The organism is Micromonospora sp. S-DT3-3-22, assembly GCF_015354745.1.
Lineage (GTDB): Bacteria > Actinomycetota > Actinomycetes > Mycobacteriales > Micromonosporaceae > Micromonospora > Micromonospora wenchangensis.
On sequence record NZ_JACGMO010000154.1, the window covers coordinates 1 to 15,225 of the forward strand.

Annotated in this window: 15 protein-coding genes; 9 read left to right on the forward strand and 6 right to left on the reverse strand. The window is 76.5% G+C overall.

The window, feature by feature from the left end; genetic code table 11:
- Positions 1-71: 71 nt before the first annotated feature.
- The 8 genes from H1A17_RS30110 to H1A17_RS30145 all read left to right on the forward strand — a co-directional run bounded on the left by H1A17_RS30110 (position 72) and on the right by H1A17_RS30145 (position 7,903).
- Positions 72-1,658: a phage baseplate assembly protein V gene (locus tag H1A17_RS30110; RefSeq protein WP_194823481.1), complete on the forward strand. Its 1,587-nt coding sequence runs from the start codon at positions 72-74 to the stop codon at positions 1,656-1,658.
- Entirely contained in the window at positions 1,658-1,996 is a 339-nt protein-coding gene (locus tag H1A17_RS30115; RefSeq protein ID WP_088647668.1) for a hypothetical protein, read from the forward strand. Before H1A17_RS30110 ends, H1A17_RS30115 begins: the two co-directional genes overlap by 1 nt.
- A complete protein-coding gene (locus H1A17_RS30120; protein WP_145919758.1) occupies positions 1,993-2,469 on the forward strand; it encodes a GPW/gp25 family protein in 477 nt (158 codons plus the stop codon). The genes H1A17_RS30115 and H1A17_RS30120 overlap by 4 nt, the downstream gene beginning before the upstream one ends.
- Complete coding sequence (locus H1A17_RS30125) at positions 2,466-5,099, forward strand: putative baseplate assembly protein (protein ID WP_194823482.1); 2,634 nt, start codon at positions 2,466-2,468, stop codon at positions 5,097-5,099. The genes H1A17_RS30120 and H1A17_RS30125 overlap by 4 nt, the downstream gene beginning before the upstream one ends.
- Complete coding sequence (locus tag H1A17_RS30130; protein ID WP_145919756.1) at positions 5,080-5,706, forward strand: phage tail protein; 627 nt, start codon at positions 5,080-5,082, stop codon at positions 5,704-5,706. The genes H1A17_RS30125 and H1A17_RS30130 overlap by 20 nt, the downstream gene beginning before the upstream one ends.
- Positions 5,703-6,635 carry a hypothetical protein gene (locus tag H1A17_RS30135; RefSeq protein ID WP_145919755.1) on the forward strand — a complete coding sequence of 311 codons (933 nt, stop codon included), beginning with the start codon at positions 5,703-5,705 and terminating at the stop codon, positions 6,633-6,635. Before H1A17_RS30130 ends, H1A17_RS30135 begins: the two co-directional genes overlap by 4 nt.
- Positions 6,632-7,087: a hypothetical protein gene (locus tag H1A17_RS30140; RefSeq protein WP_194823483.1), complete on the forward strand. Its 456-nt coding sequence runs from the start codon at positions 6,632-6,634 to the stop codon at positions 7,085-7,087. Before H1A17_RS30135 ends, H1A17_RS30140 begins: the two co-directional genes overlap by 4 nt.
- Before the next feature lie 66 nt (positions 7,088-7,153).
- Positions 7,154-7,903 carry a hypothetical protein gene (locus H1A17_RS30145; protein ID WP_194823484.1) on the forward strand — a complete coding sequence of 250 codons (750 nt, stop codon included), beginning with the start codon at positions 7,154-7,156 and terminating at the stop codon, positions 7,901-7,903.
- Positions 7,904-7,981: 78 nt separating this feature from the next.
- On the opposite strand, the gene H1A17_RS30150 is transcribed toward H1A17_RS30145, so the two are convergent.
- The 3 genes from H1A17_RS30150 to H1A17_RS30160 form a co-directional block, all read right to left on the reverse strand.
- Positions 7,982-8,779 carry a sugar phosphate isomerase/epimerase gene (locus H1A17_RS30150; RefSeq protein ID WP_194823487.1) on the reverse strand — a complete coding sequence of 266 codons (798 nt, stop codon included), beginning with the start codon at positions 8,777-8,779 and terminating at the stop codon, positions 7,982-7,984.
- A 71-nt stretch (positions 8,780-8,850) separates the two neighbouring features.
- Positions 8,851-10,002, reverse strand: a complete 1,152-nt coding sequence (locus tag H1A17_RS30155; RefSeq protein WP_194823485.1) for a dihydrodipicolinate synthase family protein — start codon at positions 10,000-10,002, stop codon at positions 8,851-8,853.
- Complete coding sequence (locus H1A17_RS30160) at positions 9,999-11,150, reverse strand: Gfo/Idh/MocA family protein (protein ID WP_194823486.1); 1,152 nt, start codon at positions 11,148-11,150, stop codon at positions 9,999-10,001. Before H1A17_RS30160 ends, H1A17_RS30155 begins: the two co-directional genes overlap by 4 nt.
- A 155-nt stretch (positions 11,151-11,305) precedes the next feature.
- Between H1A17_RS30160 and H1A17_RS30165 the strand changes: the two genes are divergently transcribed.
- A complete protein-coding gene (locus H1A17_RS30165; RefSeq protein ID WP_145922796.1) occupies positions 11,306-12,322 on the forward strand; it encodes a LacI family DNA-binding transcriptional regulator in 1,017 nt (338 codons plus the stop codon).
- Positions 12,323-12,398: 76 nt separating this feature from the next.
- Here the strand turns inward: H1A17_RS30165 and H1A17_RS30170 are convergent, their stop codons facing one another.
- The 3 genes from H1A17_RS30170 to H1A17_RS30180 are packed head-to-tail and all read right to left on the reverse strand — an operon-like array spanning position 12,399 to position 14,982.
- Complete coding sequence (locus H1A17_RS30170) at positions 12,399-13,007, reverse strand: bifunctional 4-hydroxy-2-oxoglutarate aldolase/2-dehydro-3-deoxy-phosphogluconate aldolase (RefSeq protein WP_145919750.1); 609 nt, start codon at positions 13,005-13,007, stop codon at positions 12,399-12,401.
- A complete protein-coding gene (locus H1A17_RS30175) occupies positions 13,004-14,026 on the reverse strand; it encodes a sugar kinase (protein ID WP_309236903.1) in 1,023 nt (340 codons plus the stop codon). Before H1A17_RS30175 ends, H1A17_RS30170 begins: the two co-directional genes overlap by 4 nt.
- Positions 14,023-14,982 (reverse strand): PmoA family protein, encoded by a 960-nt coding sequence (locus tag H1A17_RS30180; protein WP_309236904.1) that lies wholly within the window; start codon positions 14,980-14,982, stop codon positions 14,023-14,025. The genes H1A17_RS30175 and H1A17_RS30180 overlap by 4 nt, the downstream gene beginning before the upstream one ends.
- Positions 14,983-15,225 lie beyond the last annotated feature (243 nt).

Consider the following 15,225-nt stretch of genomic DNA (forward strand, 5'->3'; position numbering starts at 1 on the left):
GAACCCGCCACGGCGTCGCCGGTGGGGGGCGCGGGCGGGACCGGCCCGGAGCAGGCCGACGGGGGTCTGCGGTGAGCGCCCGCCCGTCGGTGTTCCTCGACGGCGTGCCGCTGGGCGGCGCGGCGGACCGCCGTATCCGGTCGGTGCGGGTGGCCGCCCGCCTCGACCAGCCCACCCAGTGTGAGGTGGTGTACGCCGCCGACCCGGGCCCGGGGGCACGGGGTCCCGGCCCCGGCCCGGCGGTGCCGACCGGCGCGACGCTCGCCGTCCGGCTCGGCGACGACCTGCTGTTCACCGGGGAGGTCACCTGTGTCGAGGTGGAGTACGCCGCCGACGGCACGGCCCTGTTCCGCTGGCGCGGCTACGACCTGCTGCACCGGCTGCGCAAGCGGCAGCAGTTGCGGGTGTTCGAGGCGGTCACAGCCGCCGACCTGGCCCGGGAGCTGTGCGGCGCGGTGGGGCTCGACGTCGACGCCGAGGCCGACGGGCCCCGGCTGGACCGGCTGCTCCAGCACCGGCACAGCGACCTGGAGCTGCTGCGGGAGGTGGCCGGTCGGGCCGGCCTGCACCTGGCCGCCGAGGGTGACCGGGTGCGGCTGGTCACCCTGGACGGTCACGGGGAGCCGGTGCCGTTGACCCTCGGCCGGACGCTGCACTCGGTGCGGTTGGCCGCCAACCTGGATCGGGCCGCCGGGGGCAGCGCCGCGCTGGGCTGGCATCCGCAGCGGGCCGAGCCGCTCGGGCATCGGGTCGACGCCGCGCGCAGCGGCCGGCGGGTGCCGTTGCGTCCGGACCCGGCGGTGGTCGGCGCGGACGGCGTGCGGACCGTGCTCGACCAGCCCGGCCGCAGCGACGACGAGTTGGCCGCGCTCGCCCAGGCCGGCCTGGACGACCGGGTGGCCGCGCTGGTCACCGCCGAGGGTGTCGCCGACGGCGACCCGGCGTTGCGTCCCGGCCGTCGGGTCGCGCTGGGCGGGGTGGCGGAGGACCTGGCCGGGGTGTACGTCCTCACCGAGGTGGTGCACACCGTCGACGGCAGCGGCCACCTCACCCGGTTCGCCACCGCCCCGCCGCCCTCCCCGCCGCGCGTCGCGGCCGGCGGGGCGGTGGTCACCCTCGGGGTGGTCACCGCCGTCGACGACCCGGAGCGGCTCGGCCGGGTCCGGGTGCGGCTGCCCGGGTACGGCGACCTGGACGCCGGCTGGCTGGCCGTGCTCTGCCCGGGGGCCGGACGGGACAAGGGCATCGTGGCGCTGCCCGACCCGGACGACACGGTGCTGCTGGCCCTGCCGGGCGGTGACCCGGTCGCCGGGGTGGTGCTGGGCTCCCTGTTCGGCACCGTCACCCCGTACGACGCGGGGGTGGCCGACGGGCGCGCGGGCCGCTGGTCGGTGCGGACCGGCAGCGGTCAGACCATCGTGGTCGACGACGCGGCGCGGACGCTGCGGCTGGCCACCGACGTCGGCAGCTTCCTGGAGCTGACCCCCGAGCTGACCACCCTGCACGCCGCGACCGACCTGGTGCTCTCCGCGCCGGGCCGGGCGCTGGTGGTGCGGGCCCGCAGCGTCGACTTCCTGCACGCCGACGCGACCGAGGACGCGGCGACCGCCCGGCAACAGGCCGGCACGCTCGCCCGCGCCCACTCCGGAGGTGCCTGATGCGCTGGATCACCCTCGACTCGCTGATCGCCTGCGACCACGACGGCCGGGTCACCAACCGGGCGTCGCAGGGCTGGCTGACCGTCGCCGGGACGCCGGTGCTGGTCGACGACGACCCCGTGGGGCGGGACATCGTGGCCTGCCCCAACTACGGGCCGACGGTCAAACCGTGCGCGAAGACCCTCGCGGTGCGGGTCGGCTACAGCGACTGGCTGCGGGTCGACGGGCACCGGATCGTCCTGTCGCACCTGGCCGGGTTCACCGACGGCACCCCGCCGAACCTGGTCCGGCACACCGTCCACGACGCCCGGCAGCGCCTGGTGGGGGCCGACCGGTGAGGGCGTTGCGGTTCGTCGGGGCCGGTTTCGACGCCGGCCGCGCCGGCGGCCTGGCGACGACCGCGACCGGCGGGCTCGCCGTGACCGACGGCGACGAGACGGTACGCCAGGCGTTGTACCTGCTGCTGTCCACCACGCCGGGCGAGCGGCTGATGCGCCCCGGGTACGGCTCCCGGCTGCACCGGCTGGTGTTCGCGCCGAACGACGACACCACCGCCGGGCTGGCCATCCACTACGTACGGCAGGCGATCCGCCGGTGGGAGCCCCGGATCGAGGTGATCGACGTCGACGCCGGCCCCGACCCGGACGACCCGTGGCGGCTGGTGATCCGGTTGGACTACCGGGTGCGGGCCAGCCTCTCCCCCGGTCAGCTGGTGTTCTCCGTCGACCTGCTGCCCGCCGACGCCGACCCGCCCGCGCAACGGGCCGCCGGTCGGCCGACCGGGGGCCGGGCCGAGGGGGACGGATCATGACGCTGCCCGTGCCGCACCTCGACGACCGCACCTTCCTCGATCTGGTCACCGAGGCCCGGGACCGGATCCGGCAGTCCTGCCCCGGCTGGACCGACCTGTCCGCGCACGATCCGGGCATCGCCCTGGTGGAGGCGTTCGCGCACCTCACCGAGGTGATGATCTTCCGGCTGAACCAGTTGCCGGAGAAGGCGTACGTGCAGTTCCTGAACCTGCTCGGGGTCACCCGGCACGCCCCGACGGCGGCCTGGGCCGACGTGCGGTTCGTCCGGACCGGCGGTGACCGGGCGGCGGTGCGGATCCCGGCGGGCACCCGGGTCGCCGCGGCCCGGGGCGTCGACCCGAGGCCCGTCGTCTTCGTCACCACCGAGCCGGCGCTGCTGCCGGCGGACGCCGGCGAGGTGACCGTACGGATGCACCACTGTGAACCGGTCGAGGCGGAACTGCTGGGCGTCGGCACCGGTCAGCCGGGGCAGGCGCTGCGGGCCGCCCGGGCGCCGCTCGCGCGTACCGCCGAGGCGCGGGACCTGCTGCTCGGGGTGGAGGTGCCGGCCGGCTCGGTGGAGCTGGGCGCGGTGGCCCGGGAACACGAGGGGGCGACGTACGAGGTGTGGCGGCCGGTGGACAGCTTCGCCGGGGTCGGCCCGCAGGCCAAGGTGTACCTGGTGGACCGCTGCTCGGGGCTGGTCACCTTCGCCCCGGCGCTGGACCTGCGCGCACCCGCCGCCGACCCGGGCGCGGCGGAGCCGACCGGTGCGCAGGGCGGCGGGCCGGTGACCGTCGCGGCGGTGCCGCCGGCCGGGGCGCGGGTGCGGCTGTGGTACCGGGCCGGCGGTGGCCGGACCGGCAACGTCGCCGCCGGCACCCTGACCACCCTGCGGGACCCGCTGCCCGGGGTACGGGCGGAGAACCCGGAACCGGCAAGTGGTGGGCGGGAGCTGGAGAGCCTCGAATCGGCGCTGGTCCGGGGCCCGTACGAGTTCTTCGCCCAACAACGCGCGGTCACCGCCCGGGACTTCGAGATCCTCGCCGCCGGCTCCGGCGGGGTGTCCCGGGCGCGGGCGTTCACCCGGGCCGCCGTCTACAGCTTCGCCCGCCCCGGCGAGGTCGAGGTGGTGCTGGTGCCGTACGTGCCGCCGGAGGCCCGACCGGGTGGCCGGCTGCCGGTGGCGGTGCTGCGCGCACACGAGGTGGAGGAGTCCCGCCGCCGGGTGGAGGCGGACCTGGACCGACGGCGGGCGTTGGGCACGAGCTGCCGGGCCGGCTGGGCTCGGTACAAGGCGGTGTCGATCCGGGCCCGGGTGGTGGTCCGGCCGGAGGAGGACGTGGAGGCGGTCCGCCGGCGCATCCACGACCGGCTGCACCAGACGCTCAGCCCGCTGCCCACCGGGCTGAACCCGACCGGCTGGGCGTTCGGTGAGCCGCTGCGCGCGTCCAACGTGTACCGGATGCTGGAGCACGCCGAGCCGGGGGTGCGCTACGTCGAGTCGGTCCGGTTCGTGGTGGACGAGGCCCCCGACGCGCAGGTCCGCGCCGTCGCCGTCGACCAGTACCAGCCCGGCACCTGGTACGCCGGCCGGGGCCCGGTGCTGTTCCGCTCGTCCAACGCGGGGGTGGGTTGGGAGCCGGCGGGCCGGTTCGACGACGACGAGACGGTGGTCCGGGTCGCCCCCGCCCCCGCCCCGGTCCGTCCCGGCGTGGTGGCCCGCCCCGGCGCGGTGGCGGTGGTGACCACCCGGGCGGCGGGCGGCTCCCGGGTGCACCTGAGCACCGACCTCGGCGAGACCTGGTCGGCGTTGACCGGACTGGACTCGCGGATCACCGACCTGGCCTGGATCGACCGGGACGGCGCGGGCGCGCTGCTGCTGGCTACCGACACCGGCCTGTACGAGGTTTCGCTGCTGCCCGGGGCGGTGCCGTTGCAGATCCTGGTCGACCCGGCGGACGCCGACCGGGGCTTCTACGCCGTCCGGGCGTTCGTCTCGGAGCGGGGCGCGCCGGGGGTGGCGGTCGCGGCGCAGGCGAGTTTCGGGGTCTACCTGTCCACCGCCGGTGGCCGCCCCGGCAGCTTCACCCACGTCGGCCTGGCCAACGTGGACAACCGGGTGCTCGCCGTGCAGTACGACGGCCCGGCCACCCTGCTCTGGGCGGGCGCGGGCGAACCGGACCCGAAGAAACCGGGGCAGGGCTGCCACCGTACCCGGTTGTTCGAATCCGACGTGAAGTGGCAGCAGGTGCAGGCCGGCTGGGTCGGTGGCACCTGCCGGGACCTCGCCTTCGTCGGCGCCCTGGCGGTGGCCGCCACGCAGAGCGGCGGGGTGGTCCGCCTGGACACCCTGGCCGCGCAGCCGCAGTGGCAACCGGTGGTGGTCAACTGCGGCCTGCCGCTGCGCGACCGGACCCGGTTCGTGCCGGTGGACGCGATCGCCGGCAGCGCCTCCGGGACGGGCGGCGGCCGGTTGATCCTGGCCGGCGGCGAACGGGGGGTGTACCGCAGCGGCGACGCCGCCGACTGGACGCCCAGCGCCAACCAGGCCACCGCCGACGTGGTGACCGTCCCCGACACCTGGCTGCTCTGCTCCGGCGAGCACGACATCGAGGTGGTGGGGCACGATGCGCCGGGCCGCGATTGAACGGCTGCTGCCGGCGGCCTACCAGCGGGCCGCCGGGCCGGGCAGCGTCCTGGCCGCCCTGCTGGACGTGATGGAGACGTTGCACGCCCCGGACGAGGCGCTGCTCGCCGACGTGGACGTGCTGTTCGACCCGTACCGCACGCCGGCCGGGTTCGCCGGCTACCTGACCCGCTGGGTGGCGATGGACCACGTGCTCGGCCCGCCCCGGCCGGACGCCCCGCCGCCGCTGCCCGTGGGCCGGCTGCGGGACCTGGTCGCGCACGGCGCGCTGCTGGCCCGCTGGCGGGGCACCCCGTACGGGATGCGCACCGCGCTGGAGCTGGCCACCGGGGTCACCGGGTTCGTCCTGGACGAGCCGGCCGACCGGCCGTTCCACCTGGTCGTCCGGGTGCCGGAGGCGGCGGCCGGGCTGCTGACCGTGGTGGCCCGGATCGTCGCGGCGGAGAAACCGGCGGCGGTGACCGCCGAGGTCGTCCTCGCCGACGGTCCCGCCGACGCCGGGGTCGGCGGCGGGCCGGTGCCGTACGGGCCGGCGGTCGGCCGCGCCACCGTGCCCGCCCCGGGTCCCCTTCCCCCGCCCGGACCGTCGCCTGAGGAGCCGTCATGACCACCGAATGGGCCGTCGTCGCCGCCGCCGAGCAGTTCACCCTCGACCCGGCCAACCGGGGCGAGCTGACCTTCACCGTCTCCAATCCGGGTGTCGCGCCGGACACCGTGGTCTTCGACGTCGCGCCGGGCGAGGGCAGCCAACGGGGCTGGTTCACGGTGGCCGAGCCACAGCGGGTGGTGCCGGGGCAGAACTCCGTGTCGTTCCTGGTCCGCCTGGCGGTGCCGGCCGGCACCGCACCCCGCCGCTACGACATGACCGGCTTCGCCTACTCGGCGAACACCGCGCCGGAGGAGAGTTCCCGCGCCAGCGGTCGGGTGACGTACGAGGTCGCCGCGGTCGCTCCGCCCCGGCGGGCCCCGTGGCCGTGGATCGCGGCGGCGGCGGCGCTGGTGGTGCTGGTCGGGGCGGTGGTCGGCTACCTGCTCAGCCGCCCGGACGCCGACCCGCCACCGCCCGTCGCCCGGGTGGTCACGGTGGAGGCGGAGACCCTGCTCGCCGGGGCGAAGACGGAGTCACCGGCGGGTGCCGCGGCGAAGGTGGTGGAGCAGCCGGACTGCTGCGGGCTGACCTGGTCGGGTGGCCGGCAACTGTTCTTCCAGGGGTTGGCGGTGGGTGACCGGGTCAGTCTCACCGTCACCCTGCCGGTGGACGCCACCTGGTCGTTCGCCGCGTCCCGGACCACCTCGGCGGACTACGCCAACACCATCTGGCAGGTCGACGGCGTGCAGGTCGGCGGCACCTTCCTCGGCTTCTCGAAGCAGCCGGCGCTGCGCGACGTCGAGGAGGTCGGCACGGTCCGGCTCGGCCGGGGCGCGCACGCCCTCACCCTGATCGCGGTCGGCCGGACCCAGGGCACCGACAGGTACTTCGCCGGGGTGGACCGGGTCCGGTTCACCGAGCTGCCCGAGCCGACGGGCAGGCCGTGAGCGGCCGGCGGAAGCTGCTGCTGGTGGCGGTCGCCGTGCTGCTGGTCGCCGCGTTCGTCGGCGCGCTCGGGCTGGGCCGCGCCGGTCGCGGTGATCCGGCCGACCCCGGGGCGCTGGGCTGGCTGGGCCGGCTCGGTGGCGACGGCACCGCCGTGGACCCGGCGACGGTGAGGGTCGACTGCGACCGTACCGGCGACGTGCTCTCCTTCGTCGGCGGCTGCACGCTGCGGGTGGACGACCCCGGCGGGCTGCGCACCCTGGTGCTGCGCAGCCGGGCCGCCTTCGCGGTCACCGCTCCCGCGCCCGGCGACGCCGACCTGACCGTCCGCGACGACGTCACGCCCGGCGACGGGGGCGACGCCGTCGCGACGATCGCCGTCGACCGGGCCACCGAGGTCGGCCTGGGCTGCCCGGGAGGTGTTCCGTGCACCGTCACCATCGCCACCTCGTGACCGGGCACCGGTCGTGGCCCGGGGTGCTGCGGGCCGGGGTGGCACCGGGCCGGAAGGTGGCCCGGCATGGGTGAGCTGCGCAAACCGTTCCTGCTGTTGGCGCTGCTGGCGGTGGCGCTGGTGGTGGGGCTGGAGCTGGGCTCGTCGCTGCTGACCGGCGGCGGCGACGCGGGCGGGGCGCTGCTGGCCGGCGCCCGGGACCTGGGCGTGGACGTCGGCGAGGTGGGGCGGATCAGTGAGCCCTCCGGCCGGGGCACCGGCTACCTGGCGCTGGTCGACGTGGTGGCGCTCTGGACCACCGGCCTGTTCTGCCTGAGCCTGCTGCTCTCCGACCGGGTGCAGGGCCGGGTACAGGGGGTGGCCACCCTGGTCTTCGCCGTCCTGCTGATCCTGGCGTCGCTGGTGCTGCTGGTGACCGTCTTCGTCGAGCTGACGGTGATGGTGTCGCTCTTCCTGGCGGTGCCCTTCGGCACGCTGGCCTACCTGGCGCTGTGGGGTTTCTTCCCGGTCGGCGAGGCCAGCCTGCTGCTCGGCCTGGTGCTGCTGTTGAAGCTGGTCTGGGCCGGGCTGCTGCTGCTCGCCCAGCCCCGGTTCCTCCAGAACAAGGGACTCGTCCTGCTGGCGCTGACCACCCTGGTCTGCACGGTGGTGCTGGAGTTCCTGCACCGGCTGGTCCCGGTGATCCTGGTCAGCATCCTCGACGACGTCGGCGCGCTGGTCTTCGCCGTCGTGTCCCTCGTCTGGGGCCTGGTCCTGCTGGTGGGTTCCGTTCCCGCCATCGTCAAGGCCGTCCGCGCCACCGCCACCGCCCGGTGACCCGCCGGCCCGGGGGCCGGCGGGTCACCGCGACGACGGGGCCGCCGTAATCCTGTAGCCGTCCCGCTCACGGTCCGGTCAGGACACGTGGGCCAGGTAGGCGTCGATGGTGGCGGCGAGGATGTCCGGACCGGGGCGGGACCAGAGCGCCGCCTGGAACACCTCGACCTCGACCGGCCCGGTGTACCCGGCGGCGTCGACCGCCTCACGCAGCCGGCGCAGCTCCACACAGCCCTCGCCGGGCAGCGCCCGGCCCAGCAGCACCCCCTCCGGCAGCGGGGTCACCCAGTCCGCCGCCTGGAACGCGGCGATCCGGTCGCCGGCGCGGGCGATCTGCGCGTACACCGTGTCGTCCCACCAGACGTGGTAGGTGTCCACCACCACGCCGACCACGGCGGGGTCGAACCGTTCGGCGATGTCGAGGGCCTGGCCGAGGGTGGCGATGACGCACCGGTCGGCGCTGAACATCGGGTGCAGGGGTTCGATGGCGAGCCGCACCCCGGCCGCCGTGGCCTCGTCGGCGAGCGCGGCGACGGCGTCGGCGACTCGCCGGCGGGCCCCGTCGACATCGCGGCTGCCCGGTGGGAGTCCACCGGAGACCAGCACCAGTTCGCGGGTGCCGAGGGTGGCCGCCTCCTCGATGGCCCGCCGGTTCTCGTCCCACCAGTCGGGGGTGGTGAAGAACCCGCCCCGGCACAGCGAGGTGACGGTCAGCCCGGCGGCGCGGACCAGCCGGGCGGCCCGGTCGGGCCCGTACTCCTGCACGGGTTCCCGCCACAGGCCGATGCCGGGCACCCCGGCCGCCGCGCAGCCGGCGACGGCCGCCTCCAGCGGCCAGTGCTGGGCGGTGGCCTGGTTGAACGAGAACCGTTCCAGCCCCGGCGCCGCCACCACCCGGGCCGTGTCGTCGGGCCGTGCCGGGCGGGCACCGGACGGCGTGGGGGCGGTCACTGGGGCACCCCGGCCACGGTGAGGTAGGCCCGGGCCCGCGCGGCGGCCAGGTCGGCGTCGGGCAGCAGCCCGGCGGCGTCGGCGAGGACGAGCAACCGGGCCAGGTGCGCCGGGGACCGGCCGGACTGCTGCCCGGCCAGCATGGTGAAGTGCTCCTGGTGCCCGGCCAGCCAGGCGAGGAACACGATGCCGGTCTTGTAGAACCAGGTCGGCGCGGCGAACAGGTGCCGGGCCAGCGGCAGGGTCGGGGCGAACACCGCGTCGTAGCGGTCCAGGTCACCGGCGTCGAGGGCGGCGAGCGCGGCGGCGGCGGCCGGCGCGATGGCCGCGAAGACACCGAGCAGGGCGTCGGAGTGGCCCTGCGCGTCGCCCCGGATCAGCTCCGGGTAGTGGAAGTCGTCGCCGGTGTAGAGGCGTACCCCGGCGGGCAGGCGGCGACGCAACGCGATCTCCCGGTCGGCGTCGAGCAGGGACACCTTGATCCCGTCGATCCTCCGCTGGTGCTGTTTGATCAGGTGCAGCACCGTCTCGGTGGCCTCGTCGAGGTCGGCCGAGCCCCAGTAGCCGGCCAGCGCCGGGTCGAACATGTCACCGAGCCAGTGCAGCACCACCGGTTCGTCGGCGGCGGTGAGCAGTTCGTCGTACACCCGCAGGTAGTCGTCGGGGCCGGTGGCGGCGGCGGCCAGGTGGCGGCTGCACATCAGCACCGGGCGGGCGCCGGCGGCGGTGACGTCGGCGAGCTGTTCGGTGTAGGCCAGGGTCACCTGGGCGACCGTGGCCGGTCCGGGTGGGAGCTGGTCGGTGGCGACCCCGGCGACGATCCGGCCGCCGACCGCCCGGGCCTCGGCGGCGCTGCGCCGGATCAGCTCCCGGGTGGCCGGGTAATCCAGGCCCGCGCCGCGCTGGGCGGTGTCCATCGCCTCCGCCACCCCCAGCCCGTACGACCAGAGGTGCCGCCGGAAGGCGAGGGTCGTGTCCCAGTCGACGGCGGCCGGGGCGCCCGGGACGTTCTCCGCGCGCGGGTCGGCGACGACGTGCGCCGCCGCGTACGCCGTCCGGGTGGTCGACGGGCCGGCGGGGCGCTCGTGGCCCGCGCCCCCGCGCAGCCGGTGGGTGCCGCCGTCGGGCAGCCGGACGACGGCGGTCACCGGGTCAGCTCCGGCACCTCGACCCGGCGGCCCTCGCGGGCGGAGCGCAGCCCCAGCTCGGCGAGTTGCACGCCGCGTGCGCCGGCCAGGAAGTCCCAGGCGAACGGCGTGCCGGTGACGACGTGCCGCAGGAACGCCTCCCACTGCACCTTGAAGCCGTTGTCGAACTCCTCGTTGTCGGGCACCTCGGTCCACTGGGCCCGGAAGTCCTCGGTGGCGGGCAGGTCGGGGTTCCACACCGGTTTGGGGGTGACCGCCCGGTGCTGGACCCGGCAGCGGCGCAGCCCGGCGACGGCGCTGCCCTCGGTGCCGTCGACGTGGAACTCGACCAGTTCGTCGCGGTGCACCCGGGTGGTCCAGGACGAGTTGAGCGCGGCGATGATCCCGCCGTCGAGTTCGAAGATGCCGTAAGCGGCGTCGTCGGCGGTGGCCGGGTAGGGCCGGCCGGCCTCGTCGACGCGCTGCGGGACGTGGGTGGCGGCGACGCAGGTGACCGCCCGGACGGGGGCGAACAGTTCCTCCAGCACGTACTGCCAGTGCGGGAACATGTCCATCACGATGCCGCCGCCGTCCTCGGCGCGGTAGTTCCAGGAGGGGCGTTGGGCGGGCTGCCAGTCGCCCTCGAAGACCCAGTAGCCGAACTCGCCGCGCACGGAGAGGATGCGGCCGAAGAACCCGCCGTCGATGAGCCGCTTGAGCTTGCGCAGCCCGGGGAGGAAGAGTTTGTCCTGGACGACGCCGGTGCGGATGCCGGCGGCATCGGCGGCCCGGACCAGCTCCCACGCGGCGGCGCTGGACTCGGCGAGCGGCTTCTCGGTGTAGATGTGCTTGCCGGCGTCGATGGCCTGGCGGATGGCCTTCTCCCGCTGCTGGGTCACCTGGGCGTCGAAGTAGATCTCCGCGTCGTCGCGGGCGAGGGCGGCGGCGAGGTCGGTGGTCCAGTCGGTGAGGCCGTGCCGTTCCGCGACCGCCCGCAGCCGGGTCTCGTCCCGGCCGACCAGGATCGGCTCGGGCCAGATCCGGGTGCCGTCGCCCAACGCCAGGCCACCCTGCTCGCGCAGGGCGAGCAGGGAGCGGACCAGGTGCTGGCGGTAGCCCATCCGACCGGTGACGCCGTTGACGATGATGCCGATCGACCTTCGGGTCATGGTCGTCCTTCCCCTTTGCACATCGCATAGGTAAGCGCTTTCCTAGCAGCCTAGGTGGCCGCCCCACCACGGGCAAGAGGCCACCGCCGACCGTTGCGGTAACCTGTCCGCTACCGCGCGGCCCCGACCGGGCCCGGACACTTTCGGGGGTGCCCATGGCGACGCTGGCCGATGTCGCCCGCCGCGCCGGGGTCTCCCCCGCCACCGCCTCCCGGGTGATCAACGGCAGCAGCAAACCGGTCGCCGACGAGCTGCGCGAACGGGTGCTGCGGGCCGTCGCCGACCTGCGGTACGTGCCCAACGCGCACGCCCAGCTGCTGGCCCGGCCGCAGCGCAGCGTCGTCGGCGTGGTGGTGCACGACGTCTCCGACCCGTACTTCGCCGAGCTGACCCGGGGGCTGCAACGGGTCGCCACCGACCACGGCCGGCTGGTCATCATCTGCAACAGCTACCGCGACCCGGAACGCGAGCTGGAGTACGTGGAGATGCTGCGCGCCCAGCAGGTCGCCGCGATCGTGCTGGCCGGCTCCGGCTACCACGACGCCACCTTCACCGCCCGGCTCGCCGAGAAGCTGGCCGCCTACGAGGCGACCGGCGGCCGGGTGGCGGTGGTCGGCCGGCACGAGCACCCCGGCGACGCGGTGATGCCGGCCAACACCGACGGGGGCCGGCTGCTCGGCGCGGAGCTGCTGCGCCGGGGGCACACCCGGATCGGGGTGGTCGCCGGCCCGCAGGTGCTGACCACCATCACCGACCGGCTCGACGGGCTGCGCGCCGCGCTCGCCGAGGGCGGCCACCCGCTGCCCGCCGAACGCGTCCGGTACGCCGACTTCGACCGCGACGGGGGTGCCCGCGCCGCCGGTGAGCTGCTCGACGCCGTCCCCGGCCTGACCGCGCTGGTGGCGTTGAACGACTCGATGGCCGTCGGCGCGCTGACCCTGCTGCGCGCCCGGGGCGTGCCGGTCCCCGGGCAGGTGTCGGTGGTCGGCTTCGACGACATGCCGGTCGCCGCCGACGTCACCCCGGCGCTGACCACCGTCCGGCTGCCCCTGGTGGAGCTGGGCGCGCGGGCGATGACCCTGGCACTGGGCCCGGCCGCCGACCGGTCCCGGGTCGAGGTGCTGCCGGCCACCCTGGTCGTCCGGGACAGCCTCGGCCCCGCCCCGGCCTGACCGGCGGCCCCCGGCACGACGTCGCGCCGGGGCCGGACCCCCGGCCCGTCGCGGGTCGACGGTCGGCACGCGCGGCTCAGGCCGGCGTGGCGGCCAGCTCGGCGAGCCGGTCGATCTGCCGGGGGTCGGACAGTGCCGACCCCACCGCCACCACCCGCACCCCGGCGGCGAGGAAGTCGGCGGCGTTACCCGCGTCGATCCCCCCGGTCGCCACGAACCGCAGCTCCGGCAGCGGGCCGGCCATCGCCTTGAACCACTGGGGGCCCAGGCTGACCGCCGGGAACGCCTTGAGCCAGACCAGCCCGTGGTCGAGCGCCAGCTGCGCCTCGGTGGGGGTGGCCACCCCGGGCAGGTGCGGGATGCCGTAGCTGACCGCCGCGTCGGCCACCGCCAGGTCCAGCCCGGGGGCCACGGTGAACGCCGCGCCGGCGCTGGCGGCCTGCCGTACCTGGGCGGGGGTGCGCACCGTGCCGGCCCCGACCCGGCGGCCCCGGTCCTTGCCGGCCTCCACCGCCGCCCGCAGGGACAGCGTGGCGTCCGGCGTACGGATCGGCACCTCGACCACGTCGATGCCGAGGTTCCAGGCCCGCTCGGCGAGCCGGACGGTCTCCGTCGGCGGCAGGTCCCGCAGGATCACCATCACCCGTGCGGTGCCGAACAGGGGCGCGAAGTCGTGCGCGGTCATCGACCGTTCCTTCCGGTGGCGGGGGTGGGGAGCAGGCCGGCGTCGACCAGGTCCAGGCTCGCCCAGTCCTGCGCCGGCAACGCGAGGAGCCGATCGGCCAGCGCCCGCCGTGGCGGCGGGGCGGTGTCCCCGGCGACGGTCAGGGCGGGGGCCGCGCAGAGATGCCCGAGCCGCAGGCAGCGGTCCAGGTCGAGGCCGCGCAGCAGCCCCGACAGCAGGCCGGCGGCGAAGGCGTCGCCGGCCCCGACCGGCTCGTGCACCGGCACCCGCAGCGCCGGCACGAAGACGGCCGCCGCGCTGCGGGGCAGCGCGGTGACCCCGACGGCGGCGTCCTTGACCACCACCAGCTCCGGGCCGGGCAGCAGGTCACGGACGGCGGTCGGCTCGGTGACCCCCCACAGGGTGTGCGCCTCGTCGAGGCCGACCAGGACCACGTCGGCGGCGTCGGCCAGCGCGCGCAGCACCGGTGCGGCGGTCGCCGCCGACCAGAGCCGGGCCCGGTGGTTGACGTCGAAGCTGACCCGGGCGGCGGGCAGCGGCCGGTCGGCGACCGCCCGGCGGACCAGGGCCGCGCAGGACGGCGAGAGGGCGGCGGTCACCCCGGACAGGTGCAGCAGCCGGACCCCGGCCAGCGCCGGATCGTCCAGCACCCCCGGGTGCAGGCGGGAGGCCGCCGACCCGGACCGGTAGTAGTGCACGGCGGTGCCGTCGGGCGTCGGGTCCTTGAGGTAGACGCCGGTCGGGGCGGTCGGGTCGACGGTGACCAGGCTGGTGTCCACCCCGGTGGCGGCGACGTGCCGCCGGACCCGCCGGCCGAACGGGTCGTCACCGACCCGGCTGACCCAGGCCGTCCGGTGGCCGAGCGCGGCGAGCGCGCACGCCACGTTGGACTCCGCGCCGCCGACCGAGACGCCCAGCCGGTCGGCCCGGTCCAGCGGCCCCGTCGGGTCGGGGCCGAGCACCACCATCGACTCGCCGACGGTGGCCACCTGCGGGCCGGGCGGCGTCGCGCCGGTCACCCCGGCTCCGTGGCGGCGAGCAGGGCGGTGACGCCGGCCCGGTCGCGTACCCCGTCGGCGACCAGCACCCGGTGCCGGCCGGTCCGCCGGCCCCCGGCGGGCACCACCGCCGGCCGGTCGAAGGCGAAGGCCACGCAGACGCCCGGGTACATCGCCGTCCGCACGAACCACCGGTCGCCGAGCCCCAGCCCGGTGAAGACCAGGGTGTACGCCCCACCGCCCGGCGCGACCCCGGTGAGCGCGACCCAGCGGGCGGCGCTGCCGTTGGCGGCCTGCTCGCCGTCGGCGTCGGCGGTGAACGTGACCGGCTCGCCGTCGGCGACGGCCCGCCAGAAGAAGCCGCCGTAGCCGGCCCCGCCGGGCCGCCCGTTGGTGGCGGGGCTGCCCAGGTGGACGTCGCGCCCGGCCGGGGCGGTGAGGGTGTAGTCGACGTCGAGCGCCCAGGCGTCCGGGGCCACCGGGGTCGCGGCGAGCCGGCGGTGCTCGGTGAGCAGCACCCCGCCGTCGCGGTCGCGCCACTGCAACGCGTGTGCCAGCCGGTCCGGCGCGCGCTCCCGCCAGTGCGTGTGCGCGATGACGCCGTGGTCGTCGCGCCAGGTGTAGCCGGTGTCCCGGACGTACGTCCGGCCGCCCCACAGGTTGGTGCCGTCGACGTCCTGCACGGCCAGCGACGCCCCGAGGTGCCAGACGTGGTCGGCGGGCAGGGCGTCGGTGACCGGGGTGCCGGCCAGCGTCCGTACCGGGTGCAGGTAGGGGCGGGGGCCGTGCCGGGGGTCCAGGTCGGGGCGCAGCACGTAGCGGGCCACCTCGACGTCGCCGACGTGCAGCCGGGGATCGTCGTCGCCCGGTTCCGGGGCGGGGGGTCGGGGCCGGACGGCCGCCCCGGACGGTTGCGGGGCGGCGCGGGTCGGGGCCGGGCCGGGGCCGGCCGGGACGGGGTGGGGGTGACCGGTCACGGTGCCTCCATCCGGGCGGTGGGCCGGCGGGCGGCGACCGCGTGCAGGGCGGCCAACGCGTAGCCGGCCAGGATCGGCACCGCCACCGGGGTGACCAGTATCCCCAACAACCCGGCCGGGGACCCGGGCCGCCGCCCGCCAGCCCCGCCCGCCGGTACGGCCGATCGCCACCACCGTCAGCCCGGCGTACCCGGCCAGGGCGGCGGTGACCACGGCGGTGCCGGCCAGCGCGACGCCACCCCC